Source organism: Mesorhizobium silamurunense (genome assembly GCF_014843825.1).
Lineage (GTDB): Bacteria > Pseudomonadota > Alphaproteobacteria > Rhizobiales > Rhizobiaceae > Mesorhizobium > Mesorhizobium silamurunense.
The window spans coordinates 31987-53200 of record NZ_JHQR01000232.1; the positions used below are offsets into that span (position 1 = coordinate 31987).

At 63.6% G+C, this 21214-nt stretch carries 31 protein-coding genes and 1 riboswitch; of the genes, 18 read left to right on the forward strand and 13 right to left on the reverse strand.

The features are described 5' to 3' along the window. Window positions 1–73: 73 nt before the first annotated feature. The 6 genes from DH10_RS25250 (at window position 74) to DH10_RS25275 (ending at window position 3438) form a co-directional block, all read left to right on the forward strand. Complete coding sequence (locus DH10_RS25250; RefSeq protein ID WP_192256357.1) at window positions 74–841, forward strand: YbaY family lipoprotein; 768 nt, start codon at window positions 74–76, stop codon at window positions 839–841. A gap of 200 nt (window positions 842–1041) precedes the next feature. Beyond that, window positions 1042–1311: a hypothetical protein gene (locus tag DH10_RS25255; protein ID WP_192256355.1), complete on the forward strand. Its 270-nt coding sequence runs from the start codon at window positions 1042–1044 to the stop codon at window positions 1309–1311. A gap of 202 nt (window positions 1312–1513) precedes the next feature. Then, window positions 1514–2011, forward strand: a complete 498-nt coding sequence (locus DH10_RS25260) for a cupredoxin domain-containing protein (RefSeq protein ID WP_246506565.1) — start codon at window positions 1514–1516, stop codon at window positions 2009–2011. A 72-nt stretch (window positions 2012–2083) separates the two neighbouring features. Next, window positions 2084–2158: riboswitch (Fluoride riboswitch) on the forward strand. Between the two features lie 99 nt (window positions 2159–2257). Then, window positions 2258–2650 (forward strand): fluoride efflux transporter CrcB, encoded by a 393-nt coding sequence (crcB, locus tag DH10_RS25265; protein ID WP_192256353.1) that lies wholly within the window; start codon window positions 2258–2260, stop codon window positions 2648–2650. 6 nt (window positions 2651–2656) lie between these two features. Then, complete coding sequence (crcB, locus tag DH10_RS25270; protein ID WP_192256351.1) at window positions 2657–3085, forward strand: fluoride efflux transporter CrcB; 429 nt, start codon at window positions 2657–2659, stop codon at window positions 3083–3085. Window positions 3086–3099: 14 nt separating this feature from the next. Next, window positions 3100–3438 carry a DUF190 domain-containing protein gene (locus DH10_RS25275; protein ID WP_192256349.1) on the forward strand — a complete coding sequence of 113 codons (339 nt, stop codon included), beginning with the start codon at window positions 3100–3102 and terminating at the stop codon, window positions 3436–3438. Between the two features lie 18 nt (window positions 3439–3456). Here the strand turns inward: DH10_RS25275 and DH10_RS25280 are convergent, their stop codons facing one another. Further along, window positions 3457–3663 carry a hypothetical protein gene (locus DH10_RS25280; protein ID WP_192256347.1) on the reverse strand — a complete coding sequence of 69 codons (207 nt, stop codon included), beginning with the start codon at window positions 3661–3663 and terminating at the stop codon, window positions 3457–3459. A 155-nt stretch (window positions 3664–3818) separates the two neighbouring features. Then, the gene (gene ndk / locus DH10_RS25285) at window positions 3819–4241 is read right to left on the reverse strand and encodes a nucleoside-diphosphate kinase (protein WP_192256346.1); all 423 of its coding nucleotides are present in this window, start codon (window positions 4239–4241) and stop codon (window positions 3819–3821) included. Between the two features lie 117 nt (window positions 4242–4358). On the opposite strand from ndk, the gene DH10_RS25290 reads away from it, so the two are divergent. After that, entirely contained in the window at window positions 4359–4640 is a 282-nt protein-coding gene (locus tag DH10_RS25290; protein ID WP_192256344.1) for a hypothetical protein, read from the forward strand. Here the strand turns inward: DH10_RS25290 and DH10_RS25295 are convergent. Beyond that, complete coding sequence (locus DH10_RS25295; RefSeq protein WP_192256342.1) at window positions 4637–4933, reverse strand: DUF1905 domain-containing protein; 297 nt, start codon at window positions 4931–4933, stop codon at window positions 4637–4639. The two genes, DH10_RS25290 and DH10_RS25295, sit on opposite strands and share 4 nt — an antisense overlap. Window positions 4934–4963: 30 nt before the next feature. Beyond that, entirely contained in the window at window positions 4964–5656 is a 693-nt protein-coding gene (locus DH10_RS25300; RefSeq protein ID WP_192256340.1) for a glutathione S-transferase family protein, read from the reverse strand. A 54-nt stretch (window positions 5657–5710) separates the two neighbouring features. Here DH10_RS25300 and DH10_RS25305 point away from each other — a divergent pair, with 54 nt between their 5' ends. Together DH10_RS25305 and DH10_RS25310 are read left to right on the forward strand one after the other, a co-directional pair. Then, window positions 5711–6220: a DinB family protein gene (locus tag DH10_RS25305; RefSeq protein WP_192256339.1), complete on the forward strand. Its 510-nt coding sequence runs from the start codon at window positions 5711–5713 to the stop codon at window positions 6218–6220. A gap of 189 nt (window positions 6221–6409) precedes the next feature. Continuing rightward, on the forward strand, window positions 6410–7195 hold the full coding sequence (locus DH10_RS25310; RefSeq protein WP_192256337.1) for a GGDEF domain-containing protein: 786 nt from the start codon (window positions 6410–6412) through the stop codon (window positions 7193–7195). Window positions 7196–7226: 31 nt separating this feature from the next. On the opposite strand, the gene DH10_RS25315 is transcribed toward DH10_RS25310, so the two are convergent. Beyond that, on the reverse strand, window positions 7227–7646 hold the full coding sequence (locus DH10_RS25315; RefSeq protein WP_192256335.1) for a hypothetical protein: 420 nt from the start codon (window positions 7644–7646) through the stop codon (window positions 7227–7229). Between the two features lie 262 nt (window positions 7647–7908). Continuing rightward, window positions 7909–8211 carry a DUF982 domain-containing protein gene (locus DH10_RS25320; RefSeq protein ID WP_192256333.1) on the reverse strand — a complete coding sequence of 101 codons (303 nt, stop codon included), beginning with the start codon at window positions 8209–8211 and terminating at the stop codon, window positions 7909–7911. Window positions 8212–8502: 291 nt separating this feature from the next. Between DH10_RS25320 and DH10_RS25325 the strand changes: the two genes are divergently transcribed. Both DH10_RS25325 and DH10_RS25330 read left to right on the forward strand, forming a co-directional pair. Next, window positions 8503–8718, forward strand: coding sequence for a hypothetical protein (locus DH10_RS25325; protein ID WP_192385486.1), 216 nt, complete (start codon window positions 8503–8505; stop codon window positions 8716–8718). Window positions 8719–8764: 46 nt separating this feature from the next. Beyond that, window positions 8765–8944, forward strand: a complete 180-nt coding sequence (locus DH10_RS25330) for a hypothetical protein (RefSeq protein WP_192256544.1) — start codon at window positions 8765–8767, stop codon at window positions 8942–8944. Between the two features lie 116 nt (window positions 8945–9060). Here DH10_RS25330 and DH10_RS25335 read toward each other — a convergent pair whose 3' ends face one another. From DH10_RS25335 to DH10_RS25350, 4 genes are all read right to left on the reverse strand, one after another. Then, window positions 9061–9246 (reverse strand): hypothetical protein, encoded by a 186-nt coding sequence (locus tag DH10_RS25335; RefSeq protein WP_192256329.1) that lies wholly within the window; start codon window positions 9244–9246, stop codon window positions 9061–9063. Window positions 9247–9306: 60 nt separating this feature from the next. Continuing rightward, window positions 9307–9618: a hypothetical protein gene (locus tag DH10_RS25340; RefSeq protein WP_192256327.1), complete on the reverse strand. Its 312-nt coding sequence runs from the start codon at window positions 9616–9618 to the stop codon at window positions 9307–9309. A gap of 217 nt (window positions 9619–9835) precedes the next feature. Further along, window positions 9836–11917 carry an ATP-dependent helicase gene (locus DH10_RS25345; protein WP_192256325.1) on the reverse strand — a complete coding sequence of 694 codons (2082 nt, stop codon included), beginning with the start codon at window positions 11915–11917 and terminating at the stop codon, window positions 9836–9838. A gap of 218 nt (window positions 11918–12135) precedes the next feature. Then, window positions 12136–12303: a hypothetical protein gene (locus DH10_RS25350; protein WP_192256322.1), complete on the reverse strand. Its 168-nt coding sequence runs from the start codon at window positions 12301–12303 to the stop codon at window positions 12136–12138. Between the two features lie 125 nt (window positions 12304–12428). Here DH10_RS25350 and DH10_RS25355 point away from each other — a divergent pair, with 125 nt between their 5' ends. Further along, on the forward strand, window positions 12429–12605 hold the full coding sequence (locus DH10_RS25355; RefSeq protein ID WP_192256320.1) for a hypothetical protein: 177 nt from the start codon (window positions 12429–12431) through the stop codon (window positions 12603–12605). A 297-nt stretch (window positions 12606–12902) separates the two neighbouring features. On the opposite strand, the gene DH10_RS25360 is transcribed toward DH10_RS25355, so the two are convergent. Then, window positions 12903–13871: a LysR substrate-binding domain-containing protein gene (locus DH10_RS25360; protein ID WP_192256318.1), complete on the reverse strand. Its 969-nt coding sequence runs from the start codon at window positions 13869–13871 to the stop codon at window positions 12903–12905. 111 nt (window positions 13872–13982) lie between these two features. Between DH10_RS25360 and DH10_RS25365 the strand changes: the two genes are divergently transcribed. The 5 genes from DH10_RS25365 (at window position 13983) to DH10_RS25385 (ending at window position 17298) form a co-directional block, all read left to right on the forward strand. Continuing rightward, the gene (locus tag DH10_RS25365) at window positions 13983–14816 is read left to right on the forward strand and encodes a hypothetical protein (RefSeq protein WP_192385487.1); all 834 of its coding nucleotides are present in this window, start codon (window positions 13983–13985) and stop codon (window positions 14814–14816) included. A 41-nt stretch (window positions 14817–14857) separates the two neighbouring features. Continuing rightward, complete coding sequence (locus tag DH10_RS25370) at window positions 14858–15886, forward strand: DMT family transporter (protein WP_192256532.1); 1029 nt, start codon at window positions 14858–14860, stop codon at window positions 15884–15886. A 3-nt stretch (window positions 15887–15889) separates the two neighbouring features. Next, window positions 15890–16099 carry a hypothetical protein gene (locus DH10_RS25375; RefSeq protein WP_192256313.1) on the forward strand — a complete coding sequence of 70 codons (210 nt, stop codon included), beginning with the start codon at window positions 15890–15892 and terminating at the stop codon, window positions 16097–16099. Between the two features lie 360 nt (window positions 16100–16459). After that, window positions 16460–16900, forward strand: coding sequence for a Ros/MucR family transcriptional regulator (locus tag DH10_RS25380; RefSeq protein ID WP_192256311.1), 441 nt, complete (start codon window positions 16460–16462; stop codon window positions 16898–16900). Between the two features lie 11 nt (window positions 16901–16911). After that, a complete protein-coding gene (locus DH10_RS25385; protein WP_192256309.1) occupies window positions 16912–17298 on the forward strand; it encodes a hypothetical protein in 387 nt (128 codons plus the stop codon). Between the two features lie 410 nt (window positions 17299–17708). On the opposite strand, the gene DH10_RS25390 is transcribed toward DH10_RS25385, so the two are convergent. Together DH10_RS25390 and DH10_RS25395 are read right to left on the reverse strand one after the other, a co-directional pair. Further along, window positions 17709–18398: a lysozyme inhibitor LprI family protein gene (locus tag DH10_RS25390; protein ID WP_192256307.1), complete on the reverse strand. Its 690-nt coding sequence runs from the start codon at window positions 18396–18398 to the stop codon at window positions 17709–17711. Between the two features lie 225 nt (window positions 18399–18623). Further along, window positions 18624–18881 (reverse strand): hypothetical protein, encoded by a 258-nt coding sequence (locus DH10_RS25395; protein WP_192256305.1) that lies wholly within the window; start codon window positions 18879–18881, stop codon window positions 18624–18626. Between the two features lie 137 nt (window positions 18882–19018). Here DH10_RS25395 and DH10_RS25400 point away from each other — a divergent pair, with 137 nt between their 5' ends. After that, the gene (locus DH10_RS25400; RefSeq protein ID WP_192256303.1) at window positions 19019–20896 is read left to right on the forward strand and encodes an ABC-F family ATP-binding cassette domain-containing protein; all 1878 of its coding nucleotides are present in this window, start codon (window positions 19019–19021) and stop codon (window positions 20894–20896) included. The last annotated feature ends 318 nt before the right edge of the window (window positions 20897–21214 follow it).

Sequence of the window (21214 nt, forward strand, 5' to 3'; positions counted from 1 at the left end):
GCCTCGGCCATTGAACAACCGCAATCCTTCCCGACCTTGCAAATCGGTTTGATTTGCTTGGCGGAGCAGGGTCATGCTGGACAGGATCGCGGAATTCTTCATCTTCGGGCTGGTACCTCTGGTGGTCGGCGTGCTTGCCGTGCCGGAGCTCACCAGGGCCGCCGAAAAGACGCTTGCGGGCGAAGCGACCTATCGCGAGCGCATCGCGCTGCCGCCCAATGCCGTGCTTTCGGTCGAGCTCGCCGACGTCTCGCTGGCCGACGCGCCGGCGACGATTATCGGTCAGCGCAAGATCGTGCCGGCCGGCCAGGTGCCGATCAAGTTCGAGATCGCCTTCGATCCCAAGGCGATCAAACCGGGCAGGACCTATGCGCTGCAGGCCCGTATCACCGTCGACGACCGGCTGCTGTTCATCACCGACACCCGCCACCAGGTCGATCCGCTGGACGGCAAGCCTCAGACCGTCGTGCTGAAGATGGTCGCGCCCGCCACCGAGCAGGACGCCGGGGCCTTGTACGGCCAGAGCTGGCTCGTCGAATATATCGACGGGATCGGCGCGATCGCCGAGCCGCAAGCGACGTTCCGCATCAGCGAAGCCGGCAAGGCGGGCGGCAAAGGCCCGTGCAACACCTACTTCGCCACCGCCACGGTGGAAGGGCACAGGATTGCCATCGGCGACATCGGCTCGACTCGCATGGCTTGCGCACAGGGTGCGATGGCTGAAGAGAAGGCGCTGTTCGACGCGCTGACCAAGGCTGCGTCCTACCGGATCGATGCCGGCAAGCTCACCATCGCCGACAAGGACGGCCGCGACATCCTGCGCTTCAGCGCCGCGAGCTGAGGTTTCGACGATCCCTTGAGACGTCTACGCGAAGGGTCGCGACGCGGCGTTGGCCAATATCTCACGACCTCCCGGAATAATTCACGTCGCGGAGGCGTTAACTTCCTCATATGGCGGGCAGGCGAAAGGGACATATGTCCCTTCACCGAAGTCGCCGGACCGAATGCGCGGATCGATCTGGCCCTCAAAGGAGACCAGAAATGAAAAAGCACGCGCTCATTCTCGCTGCCGCAGGCGTATCGCTGATTGCCTTCGCCGGTTTCGCCAGGGCGGACGACCACCTATTCAATGCCACCCAGCATGGCCTCAGCCCAGACAGTCAGCCCTTCCAGACCAACAAGGCCGGCCACAGCGGCGACCTCGCACCCGGACAGGGCAGTCCGTTCACCGGCGAGGAGACCAAGACGCCGGCCACTGACACCGACGCGGCGAACAATCATGCAAATGTGAAAGAGCGCCAGCCGAAGTGATATCAGCCCGCCGCGGGGGGCTAAGCGGTGCAGAACCTCGATGCCGGCCGGACAGCCTGTCCTGCCGGCCATCTCCCCGGTGTAGCTTTAGTGCCCGCCCGCTCGAGATCGGCGAAAGCCGGATGACGGCCAATCTCCCCCAAATGGGAGAATGGTAAGCGGAAACATGCCGTGTCCGCTGCCGTTTTGGATGGAGGTCACCATGAAATGCACATCAATACGAGCAGGAATCGGCCTGACTGCTGCAATGCTGATTGCCGGAGGCGCAAGCGCCACGCAGGCTGCATCGCTTGTCGATATCTCGCTATGGGACAAAGGAGCGCGGACGCCGATGGCGATGGGGCTCGCTTATGCGACGCCAAGCCACGATACCGCTAAGGCGACCATGGGCATCAAGGTTTCGCCCGCAGCAGTGAGGGCCGGAAAGGTCACATTCAATGTGAAGAATGACTCCAAGGACAGGGTTCACGAAATGATCGTTATATACCTTGTCAACCCCGGTCAGCAGCTTCCGTACATTAGCGCCGAGAACCGGGTTGACGAAGACAAGGCCGGTGACAAGGGCGAGGTTTCGGAACTCCATCCTGGCGCATCGGGCACATTGAGTGTCAATCTCAAGGCTGGAAAGTACCTGCTGATCTGCAACATGCCAGGTCACTATCGAGCCGGCATGTGGGCCGAATTCACAGTTGATCCGTAGGCCCGGTTCTGATTGAGGGGCGAGGCGTCGAACCGGCCCGGATTGACCGCATCGCCGGAAATACCTAGTTTCCCAAAAAAAGGGGATGGGGTTCCCCCGAAACCGCCCGTGCTTTTTCGTATCTGGGCTGATGACTCCTGCCAGGCGTGCTTTGCGCGGCAGGATTTGTTTTTCCCGCTCGCATCGTGCCTGCTTTGTTGAAGCGATTCCCTAAGTGGGATCGCCTTGTGGAAAGGCAATGAAGCGATGACCCTTGCGGCCTGCGCCCTGGTCCTGATCGGCGGCTTCCTCGGCGGTGTTTCCCGCTTCTTCCTCTCGGGCGTTGTCGGCCGCAGCGTTGGCGAGACCTTTCCCTGGGGCACGCTGGTGGTCAACGTCTCCGGCGCGCTGGCCATCGGCGCCTTCGCCGGTGCCGCGCGGTCGGTCGGTGGAATCTTTTCCGCCGAGCTGGTGCGCGACCTGATCGTGGTCGGCCTGTTCGGCGGCTACACCACGGTTTCGTCCTTCTGCCTGCAGACGTTGAACCTCGCGCTCGACGGCGAGCGGCGGCTCGCTGCCTTCAACGCCGTCGCCTCGGCGGCACTCTGCATGCTCGCCGTTGCGCTCGGCTTTTGGGCTGTCGTGCGGGTGGCAGGGTAGGGCGCCATGTCCGGAAACGACAGACAGACGGCCTTGCGGCTTTATCTGGCGGTCGGCTGCGGCGCGGCCGTCGGTTCGCTGGCACGCTTCCTGTGCGGCTATGTCATCGTCTCGCTGCTGGGCTGGAGCGCGCTTCTTGCAACGGCTTTCGTCAACGTCGTCGGCTCCTGGGTCATCATGTTCTTCGCCACGCTGACCCGGCCGGACGGGCGCCTCATGGTCGGCCCCGCCGGCCGCCAGTTCGTGACCGGCGGCTTCTGCGGCGGCCTCACCACCTTCTCGGCCATGAGCCTCGACACCTTCATCCTGCTTTTCGAGGGCGACCTCGGCCTCGCCACGACCTATCTTGTCAGTGTGGTGGTCCTGTCGCTTGCTTCGGCCTGGCTCGGCTATCTCATGGCGGCCAGGTTCAACCGCTTGCCGATCACCAGGTGATCAGGGAGGAGAACATGGAACTTCCCAGCCAATGCGTGCTGCTCAGGATCTTCTTCGGCGAGGACGACAGGGCGGCCGACGGCAAGCCGCTGCATGAGGCGATCGTCATCAAGGCACGCGAGACCGGCATGGCGGGCGCGACCGTGCTCCGAGGGCCGCTCGGCTTCGGCCGCTCGAGCGTGCTCCACACCGCCAAGATCCTGCGGCTGTCGCAGGACCTGCCAATCGTCGTCGAGATCGTCGACGCGCCGGAAAAGATCGATGCGCTGATCCCTCAGATCAAGGCGCTGACCAACAGTTGCCTGATCACCAGGGAGAAGGTCGAGGTGATCCGCTACGGCGACGGGGATTGAACCCGACCGACCGTTCGATCAGCGGTGGCGAAGGCGACGGCCGATCGTGCCTTCGTCGAAAATGCCGGCGGAAAACAGCTTCATGGCTTCGATCGCCAGCTCGGAGGCCTTGGGGCTGCCGCGGGTAATGCCCCGCTCCTCGCAGACCTGGTCGTAAATGCGCTTCAACAGGACGAGATCGTCCGGATATGCAACGCTGCTCTTGGAAATATGAGGGTCGATCATGCTTCCCTTCCTATCTTCGCTCACAGCCGGCAACGCCCCTTGTCACTTGTCGCCGAAGGCGTCGATCTAGGGCACCTGGCCTGCCTGCCCACCCAGTGCGACAAAAAAGGCGGCCCGAGGGCCGCCCTTTGTTACAAAAAACCGAAGCTTCCAGCTCAGCCGACGATCTCGGTGTCGGAGAACCAGTAGCGGATCTCCTGCGCGGCGGTTTCCGGCGCGTCGGAACCGTGCACCGAATTCTCGCCGATCGACAGCGCATGCACCTTGCGGATGGTGCCCTCGGCGGCGTTGGCCGGGTTGGTGGCGCCCATCACTTCTCGGTTCTTGGCAATGGCGTTCTCGCCCTCCAGCACCTGCACGACGGTCGGGCCCGACGACATGAACTCGACCAGCTCGCCGAAGAACGGACGTTCCTTGTGGACGGCATAGAAGCCTTCGGCCTCGCGGCGGCTCATCCACACGCGGCGCGACGCGATGACGCGCAGGCCCGCATCCTCCAGCATCTTGATGATGGCGCCGGTCAGATTGCGCTTGGTCGCATCCGGCTTGATCATGGAGAAGGTGCGTTCGATCGCCATTGGCTCGTCCTTGTTCTGGAAATGGAAATTGGAGTGGCGGGCTCTATACAAGCCGCTTGGCGGCTTGCCAAGGGGAGGCGGCTTCTGGTCAAGGCCGGCTCTTTGCGGGATAATTGGATGGCTGCGAGCGCGTTTCGCATCTGTGCCGGAAGCGTCGCGGCGGAACCGGAAGCGATGAACTGGCCTTACCTCAGACGCGGCGATGTCGCCGGCATTCTCCTCATGGCCGTTGTTCTCGCCGTGCTCGCCTTCGTCCTGCTCTTCTTCCCACAGCGCGGACAAGAGAATTTCGGCTTCGGCCCGGAGTGGCAATGCGCGCGCATGGAGCAGGGCGACCCGATCTGCGTCAGGCTGGTCGACAAGGACGCGCCGAACAAAACGCGCCAAAGTAGACGCTAAAGCTCGATCGCTATGGTCAATGCCGGCGCATCGCCGGCCTTCAGCCCTTCGCGCTGCCGCACCGAGGCCTTGATGGGCAGAATCAGGCTTCCGGAGGCTCTGTCGGGGAAGAGCGACGTGCTCCATCTTGTCTTGCCGATGACGGCCGTGACGCCGAGCGAACCCCAGGGCCGCGCCATCCCAGCCATCGCCGCCTTGATCCGCGCCGCGAGCTCGGCCGGCAGCGTCACGAAATGCCAGCCGCCCTTGCCGGGATAGACCCAGATCTCGGCCTGGATCTCATAGCGCAGCATGACGATCCTGCCGCTCGCGGCCCTGTTCCGTCACGCCGCCGCCGCGACCTGCCGGCCGATGCCGCCATGCAGGTCGAGGCAGCGCTCGAACCACTGCGCGACGCTGTCGTCGGCCTCGAGCAGCCGGTAGGGCGAGGCGATGCGCGCCCATTGCAGCGCGCCGAACACGATGTAGTCGGTAAACAGCGGTGCCTCGCCACCGATGAAGGGCTGGTAGCTAAGCATCGAGCGCAGCGGCTCCAGCGAGGCGCGGAACACGCCGAGCCCCGCGTCGCGTCCGGCAACCACATCTTCCAGCCGCTTGCCGAGCCGCTGTTCGCGGCTCTGACGGAAATAGGCGCGGTTCGCCTCGTCCTGCATGCCGTGCAGGTCGGCGAGCAGCACCGTCGTGAGGTAGGGATGGATGGTGAGCTGCGACCAGCGCTCGATGAAGCGCGCCATCGCCTTGCCGCCTTCGCCGCCGAATAACGTCGGCCGCTCCGGATAGGCCTCGTCGAGATAGAGCGCGATGGCGAAGGAATCGGCCACCACGCGGTCGCCGTCGCGGATCACCGGCACCGTCTTCGACACGCCGCCCTCCACCTTGGGCACGTCCAGGAAGCGCGTCGGCACCTTGGTGGCGTCGAGCCCCTTGTGGGCCAGCGCCATCTTCGTCTTCCAGCAATGCGGGCTGAACGGGCGTTGGGTGTCGTGGCCAACGAGGTCATAGAACAGAATGGTCATTACGGGTCCTGCGGGTTACGAAGAGCCGGGATTCGCTCTGAGCGGGATGGAAGAATGAAACAGCATTTCATGATGTTTGCGGCCTACAATCAATGGGCCAACGCGCGCATCTACGATGCCGCTGCCGATCTCCACGAGGAAGAGCTCGGCCGCGACGTCGGTGCTTTCTTCGGCTCGATGCTGGGCACGCTCAATCATCTGCTCGTCACCGACCGCGTCTGGATGAAGCGCTTTACGGGCGAGGGGGACGCGCCGTCAAACCTTGCGACGATCCTCTATCGCGCCTTCCCAGGCTTGCGCTTGGCGCGCGAGGCCGAGGACAGGAGGATCGTCGACTGGGTGAGCGGCATGACCGACAAGGCGTTCACCGGACGTTTTTCCTATATGACGACCGACATGCGCACCGTCTCGCAGCGGCTGGCGCCGGCGCTCAGCCATCTTTTCAACCACCAGACCCACCATCGCGGCCAGGCGCATATGTGCCTCACCGTGCTCGGCAGGCCATCTGTGCCGCTCGACCTGATGCTGTTCCAGCGTTCCGAGGAAGGCCGCGCCTACGCCTGAGAGCAGCCTGCCAAGAGCTCGCATCGATCGCCGCGAAAATGCTGGCGGGCCGCAGTTTTCCATGGCCTGACTCGCCCTGCCATCTCTGGAGCTTGGCTGCCGATTAACCAAACTTGCATTGAAGCTAATGTATTAGGACTTCGTTTGCGCTCGCGCTCCACAATAAGGCAGTTGCAGTGGGAGCAATGCATGCGCATCGATTTGTCCGCCACGAGTTGGGGCAGGGTGGCGCTGGTCACGGTCGCCGGCACGGCATTCTTCATTGCCGCGGCCTTCTTTGTCGATTCCTTCAACTTTCCCTCGCTGTCGCCCGAGGCGCTGCTCTGGGCCAAGCTCACCGACCTGTTCCTGCCGCTTGTCCTTGGCGGTTCCTTCCTGTTCTTCCTGATGTGGAAGATGCGCCAGCTGGCCATCGCCCAGAAGGAGCTCAGCATCGTCGCCGCGACCGACAGCTTGACGGCGGTCTTCAACCGCGGCGCCTTCTCGATGCTGGTCGAGGCCTATCTCGAGCAGGCCCGTGGCCATGCGGTCGCCGATGCCGGTGCGCTGCTGATCGTCGACGCCGATCATTTCAAGTCGATCAACGACCGTCTCGGCCATGATTGCGGCGACCAGGCGCTGAAGCTGATCGCCAGGACGATCCAGGGCCAGCTCCACGGCGCCGACATCGTCGGACGCATCGGCGGCGAGGAATTCGCAGTCTTCCTTCCGGGCGCCGACGCGACGCGTTCCTTCCTGGTCGCGGAATCGATCAGGCGGCGCATCCGCGAGGCCGACTTCGCGCCCGGCGGCCAGCCATGTCCGCTCTCGGTCAGCATCGGCGGCATCGCTTTCAGCGGACCCACCACCTATCACGACATGTTCCAGGTCGCAGACAGACATCTCTACAGGGCGAAGTCGAACGGACGCGACCAGGTGAGCTTCGAAAGCCCGCGCAGCGTGCTGTCCGGCGAGGCCGCCAACACGTTCCACTGAACAGCTCCGCGCGGCAGAGGCAGGAGGGCTCTCACCGGCGGCTGCGGTTGAGCAGCGGCCTGTACTGGCGGATCAGCTGGCGCTCGACGTCGAGATAGGGCCTGATCAGGCCGGCTGCCGTCAATGTCGGCTCGGGCTGATGGATAACCGCCGTCAGCATGCCATGCGCGGTAAGCAGGCCCAGCCACTTCAACGCTTCCCATTTCGGCGTCGCGCCGCTGCGTCCGGCCAGGCTCCGGTTGATGTATCCGGGATAAGACAACAGGCGCTTTCCCGCCGATGAGCCGCAAGTGCCGATCCTGACCGGCCTGCCGTCGGCGGTGATCCAGGCATAGACGGCCTCGCCGAGCTCGCACGCCTTCTGGTCGGTTACCGTGACCCGGATCGAGGACTTGTCTCGGCTGAGCCTCATTTCCGCTGCCGGCTTGAACTGGTCGCGATCAAGAAACATCCGCACCCCTGCTGCATGTCCGCAAACCTGCACGGGGAAGGCGAATGTTCTGTGCGCTGCTTCACGTAACGGGCTGATCTGTGCGCTGTTTCACGCAGCGGGCCGTTCTATGCGATGTTTCATGGAGCGCGGGAAAAGTTTCGCGGGATTCGGCCAGGCAGCGGCATGCGTGCGGGAAGGCCGGATTGAACGAAAAAACCCGCCCGAGAGCTATCTCAGACGGGTTTCGCCAGGCCTTTACCGGCCGTGGGGCCGGCGGATCTCAGGCGGCGAAGCCACTATAGTCGCGCGCGACCGGCTTCACCGAGACGATCGGCTGATCCGACGGCCACAGGATGCCAGCCGTCACCGCGAAGGTGATCAGCGCATCGCGCGCCGATTCGGCGGAGATCTCTCCGGCCCGCGCGGCTTCGCAGGCCTTCGCCGCGGCGCCGTAGCTCAGCCGCCGGCGCGACGGCGGGAACTCGGTCAGGAACTCATGCATGTCGGACAGCGAAGCAATCATGCGCCTGTGACCCGCGCCGACGCTGACCGCGACCGGGGTGAAGAACATCCTCTCGTACATTTAGACCTCGCGAATTGGGGCGGAGGACGGCGGGCTGCCAGCCTCGGTCTTGGGGTAGGACGCCACACAACGTGCCTTTGGCGCGCGAGGTTCCACGTTCCGAGATCTTTTCGTGCCTGCCCCCGCCAGAGGGCGGCAGTGAGTCCAGTCTGAAATTTCCATCTACGACTAGGGAGGATTCGCTAAGCGGTCGCGCCAGGTGTACGATGCCTTGTCGTCCGATCTGAATGGCTACGGACGGTTGGAAGAGTTCATCACGCTTTCGCCCTACTCAAACGAGGAACAGCGGAGATGAGGACTCTCTGGGGCGTCGCCGACCCCGAACAACTGGTCGCACTTGCCAACCTCCTGGAGGATTACGCGAAGGAGATGGGTATCGCTGGCGACGAGGAAGCGCGCCGCGTTTTGGCAGAGCGCATCTTGGCGCTGTTCAACGAGGGCGTGCCGCCGGTGGAGATCAAACGACGCTTGGATTCTGCTCCAGCCTTGCCTTCGCATCCTTGGTAGAGGGAACTGAACCCTCCTCGGGCCGTTGGGCCGCTAGGAGGCTCTTGTGGCCGACATCCCCCGCCAGCCTGAAAGCGCTAAAAATTTCATACTTCGGCGCTTGGTTGAAGAAACAGACATTACCGAAGAACAGGCGCGAGAATTGATCGCTTTGCTAGGCTATGAGTGGCCGTCGCTTTTGCGGGAAGCCCGGCTCTTGGTGAAGAAAAAGCGCTGGATCTATTAGCGCTAGCCGCGTTCCATTCAAATATAATCGCCCATTCGGATCCTCGATCTAGTTTGCCCTTTTGGGGCGCCGCGAACCTTCGACCTCTGGCCCAGAGGGCGGCGCAGGGCAGATCGTCATGGGACGGAGCCGGCCGTGATCGTCACCTCCGCTGGAGGTTGCGGAACGTGATAATACGTCGACAGAACCAGCAGGAGGATTGCGACACCTGCCATCAATCCCGCGATGATGTTGACGAAGAGCTGGCCGGCCCTTTCGGCAAGCCGCTGCCGCCAGCTCATCGCCGATGGGATCAAGCGCATTTTCCACCTGTCCTACAGGCACCGCTTCGGGCCCGCTTCAGCTTCGGTAAGGGACAGCTGCTAATAGCGCCAGCCTCTATGGAGGCCGCAGCTCCAGACTCTCTTCACGACCCAATGATGGTGGTGCCAGCGCTTGTGCACCCTGACCATACAGTCGCGATGGTGGCGATGGCTGCGCCAGTCGCGCATCTCGTATCGCCCGCCATAGCGCCAGCTGTCGTCACGCATATGATGGCGGCGCCAGTAGTAATCGTCATTGTATCGGCCCATCCCGTCATCGGTGGTGATGGTCAGGCTTGTCGCCTGCGTCGGAACCGTTGTCGGCGCCATAGCAGCCACGCCAAGCATCGCGGCTAGAATGAGATTCTTCATTGCTGCCTCCTTGCATTAGATTTTCCTAACGAAAACCTATTGTCGGGTGAAAAGTTCCGCGACAAAGCCACAAGCGGTCGCGCGTTGTCTTGGCGAGCGAATGCATGTCGCCCAAAAGTGCGCAGCGGTTTTGGGAGAACGACATGCATCTAACGAAGACTCAAAGCGCGTCGCCTGATTCTGCTTCGTCGCGACGCGCTTTGGTGCGGGCCGACGCCTATTTCCACATGCCGCGCATGCGCGCGCCGAGATCGACCTTGACGCCCGGCCTTTGGCGCGGGTCGTCCTTGATCGCCGCGCTTGCCCAGGATGACTGTTCGAAGGCCGAAAGCATCGAGGCCGGAATGAAGCGGGTGCGCGAGGCATAGACGTGGCGGTCGCCGCGCGCCGGCTGGTTGTGCGGATAAAAGCGCTGCGGCACCACCAGATGCAGGCCGTCCTTGGCCCGCGTCATCGCCACATAGAGCAGCCGGCGCTCCTCCTCTGTGTCTTCCTTGGTGCCGACGCCGAGATCGGCCGGGATGCAACCGTCGACGGTGTTGAGCACGAAGACGTTCTTCCACTCCTGGCCCTTGGCCGAGTGGATGGTCGACAGGATGAGGTAATCCTCGTCGCGATGCGGCGGGCCGGCCTGGTCGCTGGTGGCGTCGGGCGGATCGAGCGTCAGCTCGGTCAGGAAACGCTCGCGCGAGGGATAGCCTGACGCGATCTGCTCGAGCTGTAGGAGGTCCGCCCGGCGCGTGATCGCGTCTTCATGGATGCGTTCCATATGCGGCTCGTACCAGAGCCTGATCCGCTCGAGGTCGGCCGGCCATTTCGGGCCGGCGCGCAGCCCGCCGTAGATGTCGAGGAAGACCGGCCAATCCTGCGCTGCGCGCTGCGGTGGCCGGAAGCGGGCAAGGCCCAGCGTTTCGTCGAGCGACGTCGCCATCGCCTCGACGATCTGCGAGGCCGCGGAAGGACCGATGCCCGGCATCAATTGCAGCACGCGAAAACCGGCGACGCGGTCGCGCGGGTTCTCGGCGAAGCGCAGCATCGCCAGCATGTCCTTGACATGGGCGGCGTCGAGGAACTTCAGTCCGCCGAACTTCACGAAGGGGATGTTGCGGCGCGTGAGCTCCACCTCCAGCGGCCCGCTGTGATGCGAGGCGCGGAAGAGCACGGCTTGCGCCTTCAGCGCCGTGCCTGCCTCGCGCTCGGCAAGGATCGCCTGGCAGACATAATTGGCCTGCTCGGCCTCGTCGCGCACGCTCACCAGTTGCGGCTTGTAGAAGGATCTGCGCTCGGTCCACAGGTTCTTGGTGAAGCGTTCGGTGGCCTCGCCGATCACCTTGTTGGCGGCGGCCAGGATCGTCTCGGTCGAGCGGTAGTTGCGCTCCAGCATGACGATCTCGGCGCCTTGCGCGAACTGTTTTGGGAAATCGAGGATGTTGCGCACTTCCGCAGCGCGGAAGGAATAGATCGACTGCGCGTCGTCGCCCACCACGGTCAGCCCGGCGCCGTCGGGTTTCAATGCCAGCAGGATCGAGGCCTGCAGGCGGTTGGTGTCCTGGTATTCGTCGACCAGCACATGATCGAAGCGGGAGGAAAGATGCGCGGCGATCTCCGGCTCGGCCGCCATCTGCGCCCAGTAGAGCAGAAGATCGTCGTAATCGAGCACGTTCTGCTCCTGCTTGGCTTCGACATAGGCCGCGAACAGCTCCTTCAGCTGTTCCGCCCATGCCGCGCACCAGGGGAATGCCGCACCAAGCACCTCGCCGAGCGGCGCCTGCGCGTTGACGGCGCGGGAGTAGATCTGCAGGCAGGTGCTTTTTGTTGGAAAGCGGCTTTCGGTCTTGGAAAAACCGAGCTCGTGGCGGGCGAGGTTGATCAGATCGGCGGAATCCTCGCGGTCATGGATGGTGAAGGCAGGATCGAGGCCGATCTGCTCGGCATAGTCGCGCAAGAGCCTTGCGCCGATGCCGTGGAAGGTGCCGGCCCAGGAGAGCGCGTCGGCGATGATCGCGGCGTCGCGGCCCAGCACCTCGCCGGCGATGCGCTCGACACGCTTGGCCATTTCTGACGCCGCGCGGCGCGAAAAGGTCATCAACAAGATGCGGCGCGGATCGGCGCCCTTGACGATGAGGTGCGCCACGCGATGCGCCAGCGTGTTGGTCTTGCCGGAGCCGGCGCCGGCGATCACCAGCAGAGGTGCTGCCACCCTGCCGTCGCCATGCAGCACCGCCAGCCGCTGCTCGTCATTCAGCCGGGCGAGATAGGCGGGAGCTTCAAAGGACGAATCACGGGCGGCGATGTTCATCGCCCATCAAGCATCGTTTCCGCTTTGTTCGCAATAATTTCCTCGCCCCCGCGGGAGCGGGGGAGAGGTCGCCGCGCAGCGGCCGGAGAGGGGGCTGCGCCAGCGTTCAAAATCGAGTTCCACTGAGATGAAGTTTCCGGGCGAAAGGCGCATTCCCGCTCGGTCTCGGGCTGCGCCGAGCCACCTCTGCCCCACTTTTATGGGGCGAGGAAGGGCGTCTACCTTTTCGGCTCCACACCCATCGCCGCGGACTGGCGCCGCAACGCGCGCCGTTCATCGCCGGGCATATCCAAGGGAGCAACGTCCCCGGGCACTTCCTCGATGATCCTCATCGTGACGCGATAGGCCGTGTAGGCGAACAGGCCGACAAGCAGCAGACGGATCATGACCATCTCCTCGCGAGTTACCGAAACTCAACCGGAGACAGGCCGGTTGGTTCCGCCGGCCCACGCAACCAAAACCGTCACCGCCTCGTTTGCCCTGGGATAGGGGCGAACGAGAGGAGGTCGTCATGAAGAAGCTTCCTGTGCTGCTGGCTCTCGCGGCAGGGCTCGCGCTCGCCGCCTGCGACAACAGCGTGCCGCCGACCAAGGCGCCCGCCGTCGACCAGAACCCGCAAATCGACAAGAACCCGGTGCCGAAATCGACCACCGGCGGCGACCAGCCGGCCACGCCGCCGAAGCAGTGATGGCGCTGAAGCGGGCAGGAATACTCGGCCGGAAACAGGCGGGCGATGATTGGGAAATGATGATGCCGCCACGGAAGAAGGCCGGCGCTGCTTGGGAGGAAGCTGGAAAGCGCCGGCCAAGCGGGAAATCAGGCCCGCCGCACGGATGAAGATAGCTGAGTCTCTGCGCCACGTCATGGTGCGATCGCGCTAAGCCGGCTACTGATGGCGGGACAAATCATTGCGCCATCATTCGAGGCGCCATCCTTCAAGGATGGAGAAATCTCTGAGAAGGGTCGCTTGTTCGGGAGGTTTGCCTCACGCCATCGCCGCGCGGGCCAGCGGCATGCCGGCGATCTCCAGATCCAGCTGGCGCTGCGTCAGCGCCGCCTCGGCCATGATCCACTGCTTGAACAGCTCCACCTTGCGGGCGCCGAGCGCCTTGATCGGGCTGACGAAGTACCAACCGGCGGTGTTGGGATGGTGCACCGCGAAGGGCGCCACCAGCCGCTCGGCGCGGATGTCGCTCGCCATATAGGCGCGGTTGGCGACGGCAAAGCCCATGCCGGCATTGGCCGCCTCGTAAGACATCATGCAGGAATCGAAATACATGCTCTTGGTTTCGCCGAGCACGAAGCTCGCGCCGGCAAAGCCCAGCCACGACTGCCAGTTCTGGGTGCAAGTATCGGAGTGGAGCAGGGTGAAATGCCTGAGGTCCTCGGGCGTCACCTTGGACAGCGGCTTGTCGCCCAGCACCTCACGGAACAGCTTGCGGCTGCACACCGGCGTCAGGTCCTCCTTGAACAGCAGCTCGGAATTGAGGCCGGGGAAGTCGCCATCGCCATAGCGGATCTCCAGATCGTATTCGGAGGCCGAGAATTCATGCGTGGCATAGGAAGTCGACACCCGCATCTCGATGTCCGGATACTGCCGCTGGAAAGTGGAGAGGCGCGGAAACAGCCAGCGCGCCGCGAAGGTCGGCAGCACGCAAATCTTCAGCACGTGCAACTGGGACTGGCCGGTGGCTTCCATGCTTGCCGCCACGATCCGCTCCAGCGCCTCGCGCACGCGCGCCACATAGGTCTCGCCTTCCGGCGTCAGCGACACCGCATTGCCGCCGCGCTGGAAGATCTTGAAGCGCAGCTGGTCTTCCAGGCTCTTCACCCGCTGGCTGACGGCGGAGGCGGTGATAAACTGCTCCTCGCCGGCGCGCGTGAAGTTCTTGTGCCTGGCGGCGCTCTCCACGATTTTCAGCGAGTTTAAGTTGACCTGACTGAGCAGACGCACGGGGTTCGACCTTTAGCTGGGCTTAAAGTAGCACCAGCATTCCTAAATTTACAGGGGCAGGCGGCTTAATCGACTGTTTACCAAGTGTTGCCCCAACCTTGGAGAAGTAGAATGAACGCCCATACGATCCCCGAACTGCGCTATGCGATGAGCCGTGAAGCCATCATCGGGCATGATACGGCGTGGAAAGTGTCGAGCTTCGGCGTCGCCCAGTATCTTCACGGCTACGACCCGCAACTGCTTGCCGCGATCGAGGAGGCCGCGCTGAAGCTCAAGGCCAGCCATGCGGTGCACAAGCATCTCGACCTCACCTTCATCACCGGCGCCGACCGCTACATTCCGCAGATCAAGGAGCTGCTCAACGACAAGCTGCGGCTGGAACGGCTGTCCGACATGATGGGCACCAAGCTCGAACCCTATCCGCTGTCGATCGTCGGCTCGACCGTCACCTTCATGAATCCAAAGGACGGCGCCGTCGAATGGCACTGCGATGGCGTTCCGGTGACGGAGCTCATTCCGCTCTCGATCAGCGACCCTCTGATCGGCGGCCATCTTGAAATCTATTGCGACGATTCCGAGACGGGCCGCGCCCTCCTCGAATCCGGCCGCGACCTGCCGCGCAACAAGGTCATGCGCATCGATCACAAGATGAACTACGCCACGCTCGGCCAGTTCCTCGGCGTGCTCCATCGCACCGCGCCCATCCAGCTCGGCTCGCGCGTCACCCTGGTGCTCAACCAGCGCTCGGTGATGAAGCCCTATGTCGACGACAACCGCATGTTCTACCTCGCCGCCGACAACGACCAGGACCGCGCCTGGGTGAACGAGCTGGCCGACGACGTCTGGACGAACCAGCTGCCGGCCTATCGCCGCCATGCCGAAGAACATCCCGTGCCGAATCCGGCTGCCGATCCGGTCTCCGGCGGGGCAAGGGAATCGTGGTAGTGGCCAATGATCCAGCCGAGCGCCGGCCGCTTTCAGCGTCGGTGAGCCTCGGCCCGGTCGTCGCGGAAAGACAGCAACTCCGGTCCAACGCCGCCTCGACGGCGGCGCTGGCCTTCGCCTTCGGCGCCGTGGCGCTCTGGGCCACCAATGCCCTGGTCGGCAAGACGCTGCTTGCCAGTCATCCGGTGTCGCATGTGCAGTTTCTGCAGTTCTGCGGCGCCACGCTGGTCTTTGCGCTGATCAGGCTCTTCCCTTCCTCCCTTGCGGGGGAAAGTGGATCGGCGCGCAGCGCCGAGACGGACGAGAGGTGTTGGACGGAGCGCCGCCGGCGCCAAGCTGGAGAACACCTGATCCGTCGCCTTCGGCGACACCTTCTCCCACAAGGGGAGAAGGAAAGAGGCGTTTTAGCCGCCTACGCCGTCGGCGTCATCGGCCTCGTCGGCACCATGGTGCTGCAATACATCGCCTTCGCCTCGATGCCGGTCATCGAGGCCAATCTCGTCGCCTATGCCTGGCCGCTGATGGTGGCCGCCGCGATCATCGTCATCGGCAACCCGAAGCGCCCGCTGTTGCTTGGGCTCACCGCCGCGCTCGGCTTCGCCGGCGTGGCGCTGGTGATCTCCGGCGGACGCGCGCACGCCTGGTTCGAAGGCAGCCTCGTTGGTTATTGCGCCGCTTTCGGCTCGGCGCTTTGCATGGCTTTCTATTCAATCGCCGTCGGCCGTCTGGCCGTGCCGCCCGACCGCTTGCTTTTGCCCTCCGCGCTGATCGGCGTGGCGCTGACCTTCGTCTGGTGCCTGCACGGCGGCGTCGCCGGCCTGGGCGGCTTGGATTTGCTGCTCGGCCTCTATCTCGGAGCCGGGCCGATGGGGCTCGGCTACTATTTCTGGTCGCGCGCGCTGAAGCTCGACCAGGGCGGCAGGCTTGCGGTCGTCGCATATCTCACGCCGATCGCTTCCACGCTTTTGCTGTCGCTGTCGGGCGAAAGCCTGTCGATGACGGCCATTGCCGGCGCCGTCCTCGTCATCGGCAGCTGCATTGCGGTCGGCATCGAACGTTCGGAGATCTGAACAATGCTTGACGAGAACGAACGCCGCGCCAGACAGGAGGCGCATTGGCTGGTGAAGGAATTCGGTGCCGAGGCACCGCTCTATGCCGCCATGAAGGCCGAGAAGGCCATCGAGCAGAAGGATTTCGGCCGCTGCGCCCGCTGGAAACGCGTGCTTGAGATTCTGGCCGACAGCGGACCGGTGGACTTCCGGCGCGGCGCCGCCGCGAAATAAGCGACTCGCGTCATCGAATCGGGCATGATCAGTCACAATCGGTCATCCGGACGCGATTCTGTTCGCCAGCATCGGTATCCGGTCCTGAATTCGATTTTTGCAGGAATTATTCGCAAAAATCGAAGTGCTGCCGCGTCATTTGCGGTCTTGCGCCGGCTTTCAGCGCATAAAGTGTTTGTTATAGGTATTAGAATTCCTAACTTGCGCCGTCGCGACCCGCAGTGAAGATATACCTCCGGTATTGAGTCTCGTGCGTTTACTGACTCTGGACGGTCCGTTGGGGGACAGGTCCAATATGATACCTGGACCAAAGTCTTAAAAACAGCTGGTCACTTTGAGAACCAGCAAAGGGTGAAAAAATTGTCCAATATCGACGACAAGACTGCAATCGAGCTGACCGCCGACATTGTTTCGGCCTATGTAGGCAACAATCCGCTTCCGGCGTCCGGCCTGCCTGATCTGATCGCCAGCGTCAGCGCATCGGTGCGCAAGCTCGCCGGCGGCGCCGCCGTCAAGGAGAGCGTGCCGCAGACGCCGGCCGTCAATCCGAAGCGTTCGGTCTTTCCCGACCACATCGTCTGCCTCGAGGACGGGAAGAAGTTCAAGTCGCTGAAGCGGCACCTGTCGACCGACCATGGCCTGACGCCGGACGAATACCGCGCCAAATGGGGCCTGCCGGCAGACTATCCGATGGTGGCGCCCAGCTACTCGGCCACCCGCTCGGCGCTCGCCAAGTCTTCCGGCCTGGGCCGCAAGCCGGCCGCGGATTCCGGTAAGGGCAAGCGCAAAGCCAAGGCCTGAGGCCTGAGGCCATGCTACCCGCAACGGACGACGCCAAGCCGTCGGCCGACCGCTTGGCCGCGCTCGACGCATTGCGTCGCAGGGTGGCCATCCAGTCTTCCGCCGACGCCGGCGAAGGGGTCAAGGCGCGGCGCGTCCTGTTCTCATTGGACCTGCCGGCCGTCGATCTGCATGCCGCGCTCAACGCGCTCGACAATTTCGAGCGCGCCATCGTCGAGCATGACGATCGGCTGGTCGTTGAAGCGCGACGGCTGAGATGCCTTGGCGCTGTCGATCGCGTCGTCGCGCGCGTTCAATCGCGGGATTTTGAGGGGCTTGACGCCCCGACAGCCTTGGCTTCGGAATCCTGCGCCGCCGCAAGATTGTCGGCCTCGATCGCGGTCATCTCCAGAAAGTAGACAAGCATTTGGTAGCGCGTGCGCGAAAGCATCTTCGCCAGCTTTCGCGTGATCTCCGCGACATATCTCAGCATGCGCAGATCGTTGGCCGCCTCGCCCATCGTGAGCTCCTCACGCAATCAAGTTATTGTTTTACTGTTGTTTGTTGTTGGCGCCTACGCGCGACTCACGACGCACTAGCAATTTCGCAGGAGCACGGCAAAAACTGAAATCAATTTTCTCAAAGCATCCCAGCTGGATCAAAAGGTTTCGAGGCTTTTTCTGGTGCTATCGCCACCTGACCTGCCAATATTATCAAAAGCGGAACTTGCGGTTGTCTTGCTTCGCTGAGTCGATCTTGCCAAGGAAACGTCATTGCCGGCCGTGGCTGCAAGGCGGGCAAGGCGAACGAACCTGGCCCGCCGTGTCGCTCAGTCCTTGTAAGCGGAACAGAAGGCCGGCGGATTGTCGCTGCCGATCATGGCGCAGCCGCGCTTGATCTCGTCGATCATCATGCTGCACGCGTTCTGGCCGTTGCAGGGCGGATGTGTCGCCGGCGACACCTGAATGCATTGCGAGACATATTGGTCCGATTTCGCCTTGCCAGCGGATTGCACGCACGGCCTGGTGTCGTCCCGGCCTGCCTGGGCAGGTGCCGCCGGCGCGGCGCCAGACGCCACAGGCGCGGCCTTCGCAGGCGCGGCGCCGCCGGCGGTTTGCGGCACGCAGGAGAGGTCGCCTTCCGGGCATTGCAGCTGGTGCTGCAACTGTGTCAGCCGCGCCTTGGTCAATTCCGCCTTGCAGGTTTCGACCAGGCTCGAATAGACCGAGCCGTCGGCATAAGGCTGGGTGCGGAAGGCGCATTCCTTGTCGCGGAACGGAATCCAGGCGCGCTGCGCATCGCGAAGGCGCTGCTGGTCGGCGGGAGCGAGGCGTCCCGCCAACGCCTTGTAGACGGCGTTGAGCGCGGTATCGGCCGAGGCTGCGTTCTTGGCCGTGCAAGTGGCAAGGTCGGCCTGCGTCTTCGCCGCCGCGCAGTCTGCGGCCTGGGCAGGGGCCACCATCATGGCGGCAGCCGCAACTGCCAGCGCGGCCGAAAGAAGGATGGTCTTGCACGTCATCGGATCTGTCCTTTGCGTGGATAGGCCCCAGCCGCTCGCGCCAGCATAGGTTGAGACGATAGCAGCCATCAACGTCAAACCGGTGACGTGGCAACCAAAGTATGAGTGGTGGTGATTGGCGAAAGAGGAGCGCGCAATCTCCCCAAGTGGAGGAGAAGCCTGGTGCACCTCCGCAGCTGCTGGGGAGGACGGGCAGGCAGAGGGGGGACGCTGTCCGCCGGCCTCTCAGTCGTTCACAGGCGAAGCCTGAGACTGTTTTGCGGGATCAATTTGGATCAGCAGGTGCTCCATCTGGCGTCCCTCCGGTCTGCCGGCCGTCTCCCCCGCGAGCGGGGAGATTGGCGGTGCCAGCGCCGAGCTTACTGGTTCAGTCAAGGAGAGCGCTCCAGCGGTGTCGCCCGCGAACAAAACCACCTGCGTCGCCAGCGCGGCTGTTGTAGCGACCTGGAAAAAGATGAAAGCGAGCGCGAGATAGCGGATCACGGGCCTGCAAACGCTTCGGGCCGCAACTGGTTCCAGTCCCGGTGCGCTTTTTGTCGAATAATCCGAAGCCGCACGGCTGCGGATCGTCGGTGCCTGGCTCTTGCGAAGCGCCGACGTCCTGTGCAAAAGCGCGGCCCATGCTTATCATCAACGACCTCTCGCTGCGCATGGCGGGGCGCCTGCTTCTCGACCATGCCTCGCTGACCTTGCCGGCCGGCACCAAGGCCGGTCTCGTCGGCCGCAACGGCACCGGCAAGACGACGCTGTTCAAGGCGATCACCGGCGATTTCCCTTCCGAGACCGGCTCGATCAGCCTGCCGAAAAACACCCGCATCGGCCAGGTGGCGCAGGAAGCGCCCGGCACCGAGGAGCCGCTGATCGAGATCGTGCTGAAAGCCGATGTCGAACGTCAGGCGCTGCTCGAAGAGGAGAAGACTGCGAGCGATCCGCATCGCATCGCCGAGATCCACACGCGGCTCGTCGACATCGACGCGCATTCGGCCGAATCCCGCGCCGCCACTATCCTTGCCGGCCTTGGCTTCGACGACGCCGCGCAGAAGCGGCCCGCCTCGTCCTTTTCCGGCGGCTGGCGCATGCGTGTGGCGCTTGCGGCGGTGCTGTTTTCCGAGCCGGACCTTCTGCTGCTCGACGAGCCGACCAACTATCTCGACCTCGAAGGAACGCTGTGGCTGGAGAACTACGTTTCCAAATATCCGCACACCGTGCTCTTGATCTCGCACGACCGCGACCTGCTCAACCGCGCCGTCAATTCGATCGTCCATCTCGACCAGAAGAAGCTGATCTTCTGGCGCGGCGGCTACGACCAGTTCGAGCGGCAACTGACCGAGCAGCGCGAATTGCAGGAAAAGAGCCGCGCCAAGCAGGAGGCGGCGCGCAAGCATATGGAGTCCTTCGTCGAGCGTTTCCGCGCCAAGGCCTCCAAGGCGAGGCAGGCGCAATCCAGGCTGAAGGCGCTGGAGAAGATGAAGCCGATCGCAGCCATCATGAATGACACGGTGCGGCCGTTCTCCTTCCCCGAGCCGGTCAAGACGGTGGCCTCGCCGATCATTGCGCTCAATAGCGTCAATGTCGGGTACAGCGAGGGCAATCCGGTCCTGAAGAAGATGACGCTGCGCATCGATGCCGACGACCGCATCGCGCTGCTCGGCGCCAACGGCAACGGCAAGTCGACCTTCGCCAAGCTGCTCGCCGGCCGCCTCAAGGCCGAGACCGGCACCATGACCATTGCGCCGGGGCTGAAGGTGGCGATCTTCGCCCAGCACCAGCTCGACGACCTGCGCCACGAGGAAAGCGCCTATGAGCACGTGCGCCGGCTGATGCCGGAGGCGCCCGAAGCCAAGGTGCGCTCCCGCGTCGCCCAGTTCGGGCTCTCGACCGAGAAGATGAACACCGCCGCCAAGGACCTGTCGGGCGGCGAGAAGGCCCGGCTGCTGATGGGGCTCTCGGCCTTTGACGGACCAAACCTCTTCATCCTCGACGAGCCGACCAACCACCTCGACATCGACAGCCGTGAATCGCTGATCCATGCGCTCAACGATTTCCCCGGCGCCGTCATCCTGATCTCGCACGACCGGCATCTGCTCGAAGCGACGGCCGACCGGCTGTGGCTGGTCAAGGACGGCGCGGTCAATCCTTACGACGGCGACCTGGAGGACTATAAAACCCTGGTCACCGGCGTTTCCTCAAACCGCCGCGAGCAGAAGGAAGCGGACAAGGCGTCCAAGGCGGACCGCCGCCGCGAGGCGGCCGCCCGACGCTCAGCACTCGAACCGCTCGCCAAGGAAATCCGCGCCACCGAAGCGCTGATGGACCGTATCCGCAAGCGCATCGACCTGATCGAAGACGAGCTCGCCAACCCGGTCGTCTACGAGAAGGACCCCTCGACCGCGACGCGCTTGGCCAAGGAGCGCTCGCAACTCGCCGCCACACTCGCCACCAACGAGGACAAATGGCTGACGATGTCGACGGAGTATGAGGAAGGCATCGCGGAGTAGGGCGAGAATAATCTCCCCCCTTGTGGGGGAGATGCCCAGGAGGGCAGAGGGGGGCGCTGTCCCGCCAGCCTATCAGCTATAGCGGCCACCGTTGGATGGTTTCAGATCAAGAGCCGATTACCAGAGGTGGCGTTCCTTCGCGCCCCCCCTCTGGCCTGCCGGCCATCTCCCCCACAGGGGGGAGATGGGCAGCTTCTACCCCGCCAGCCTCACCTCAACCGCTTGCGCCCGCGCCAGGCATCGCTCCTGGTCGCGCGGGCGGCCGAGTTCGGCGTAGCGGGCGGCCGCTTCGCGCAACAGCGCGGAGGCCTGGTCGCT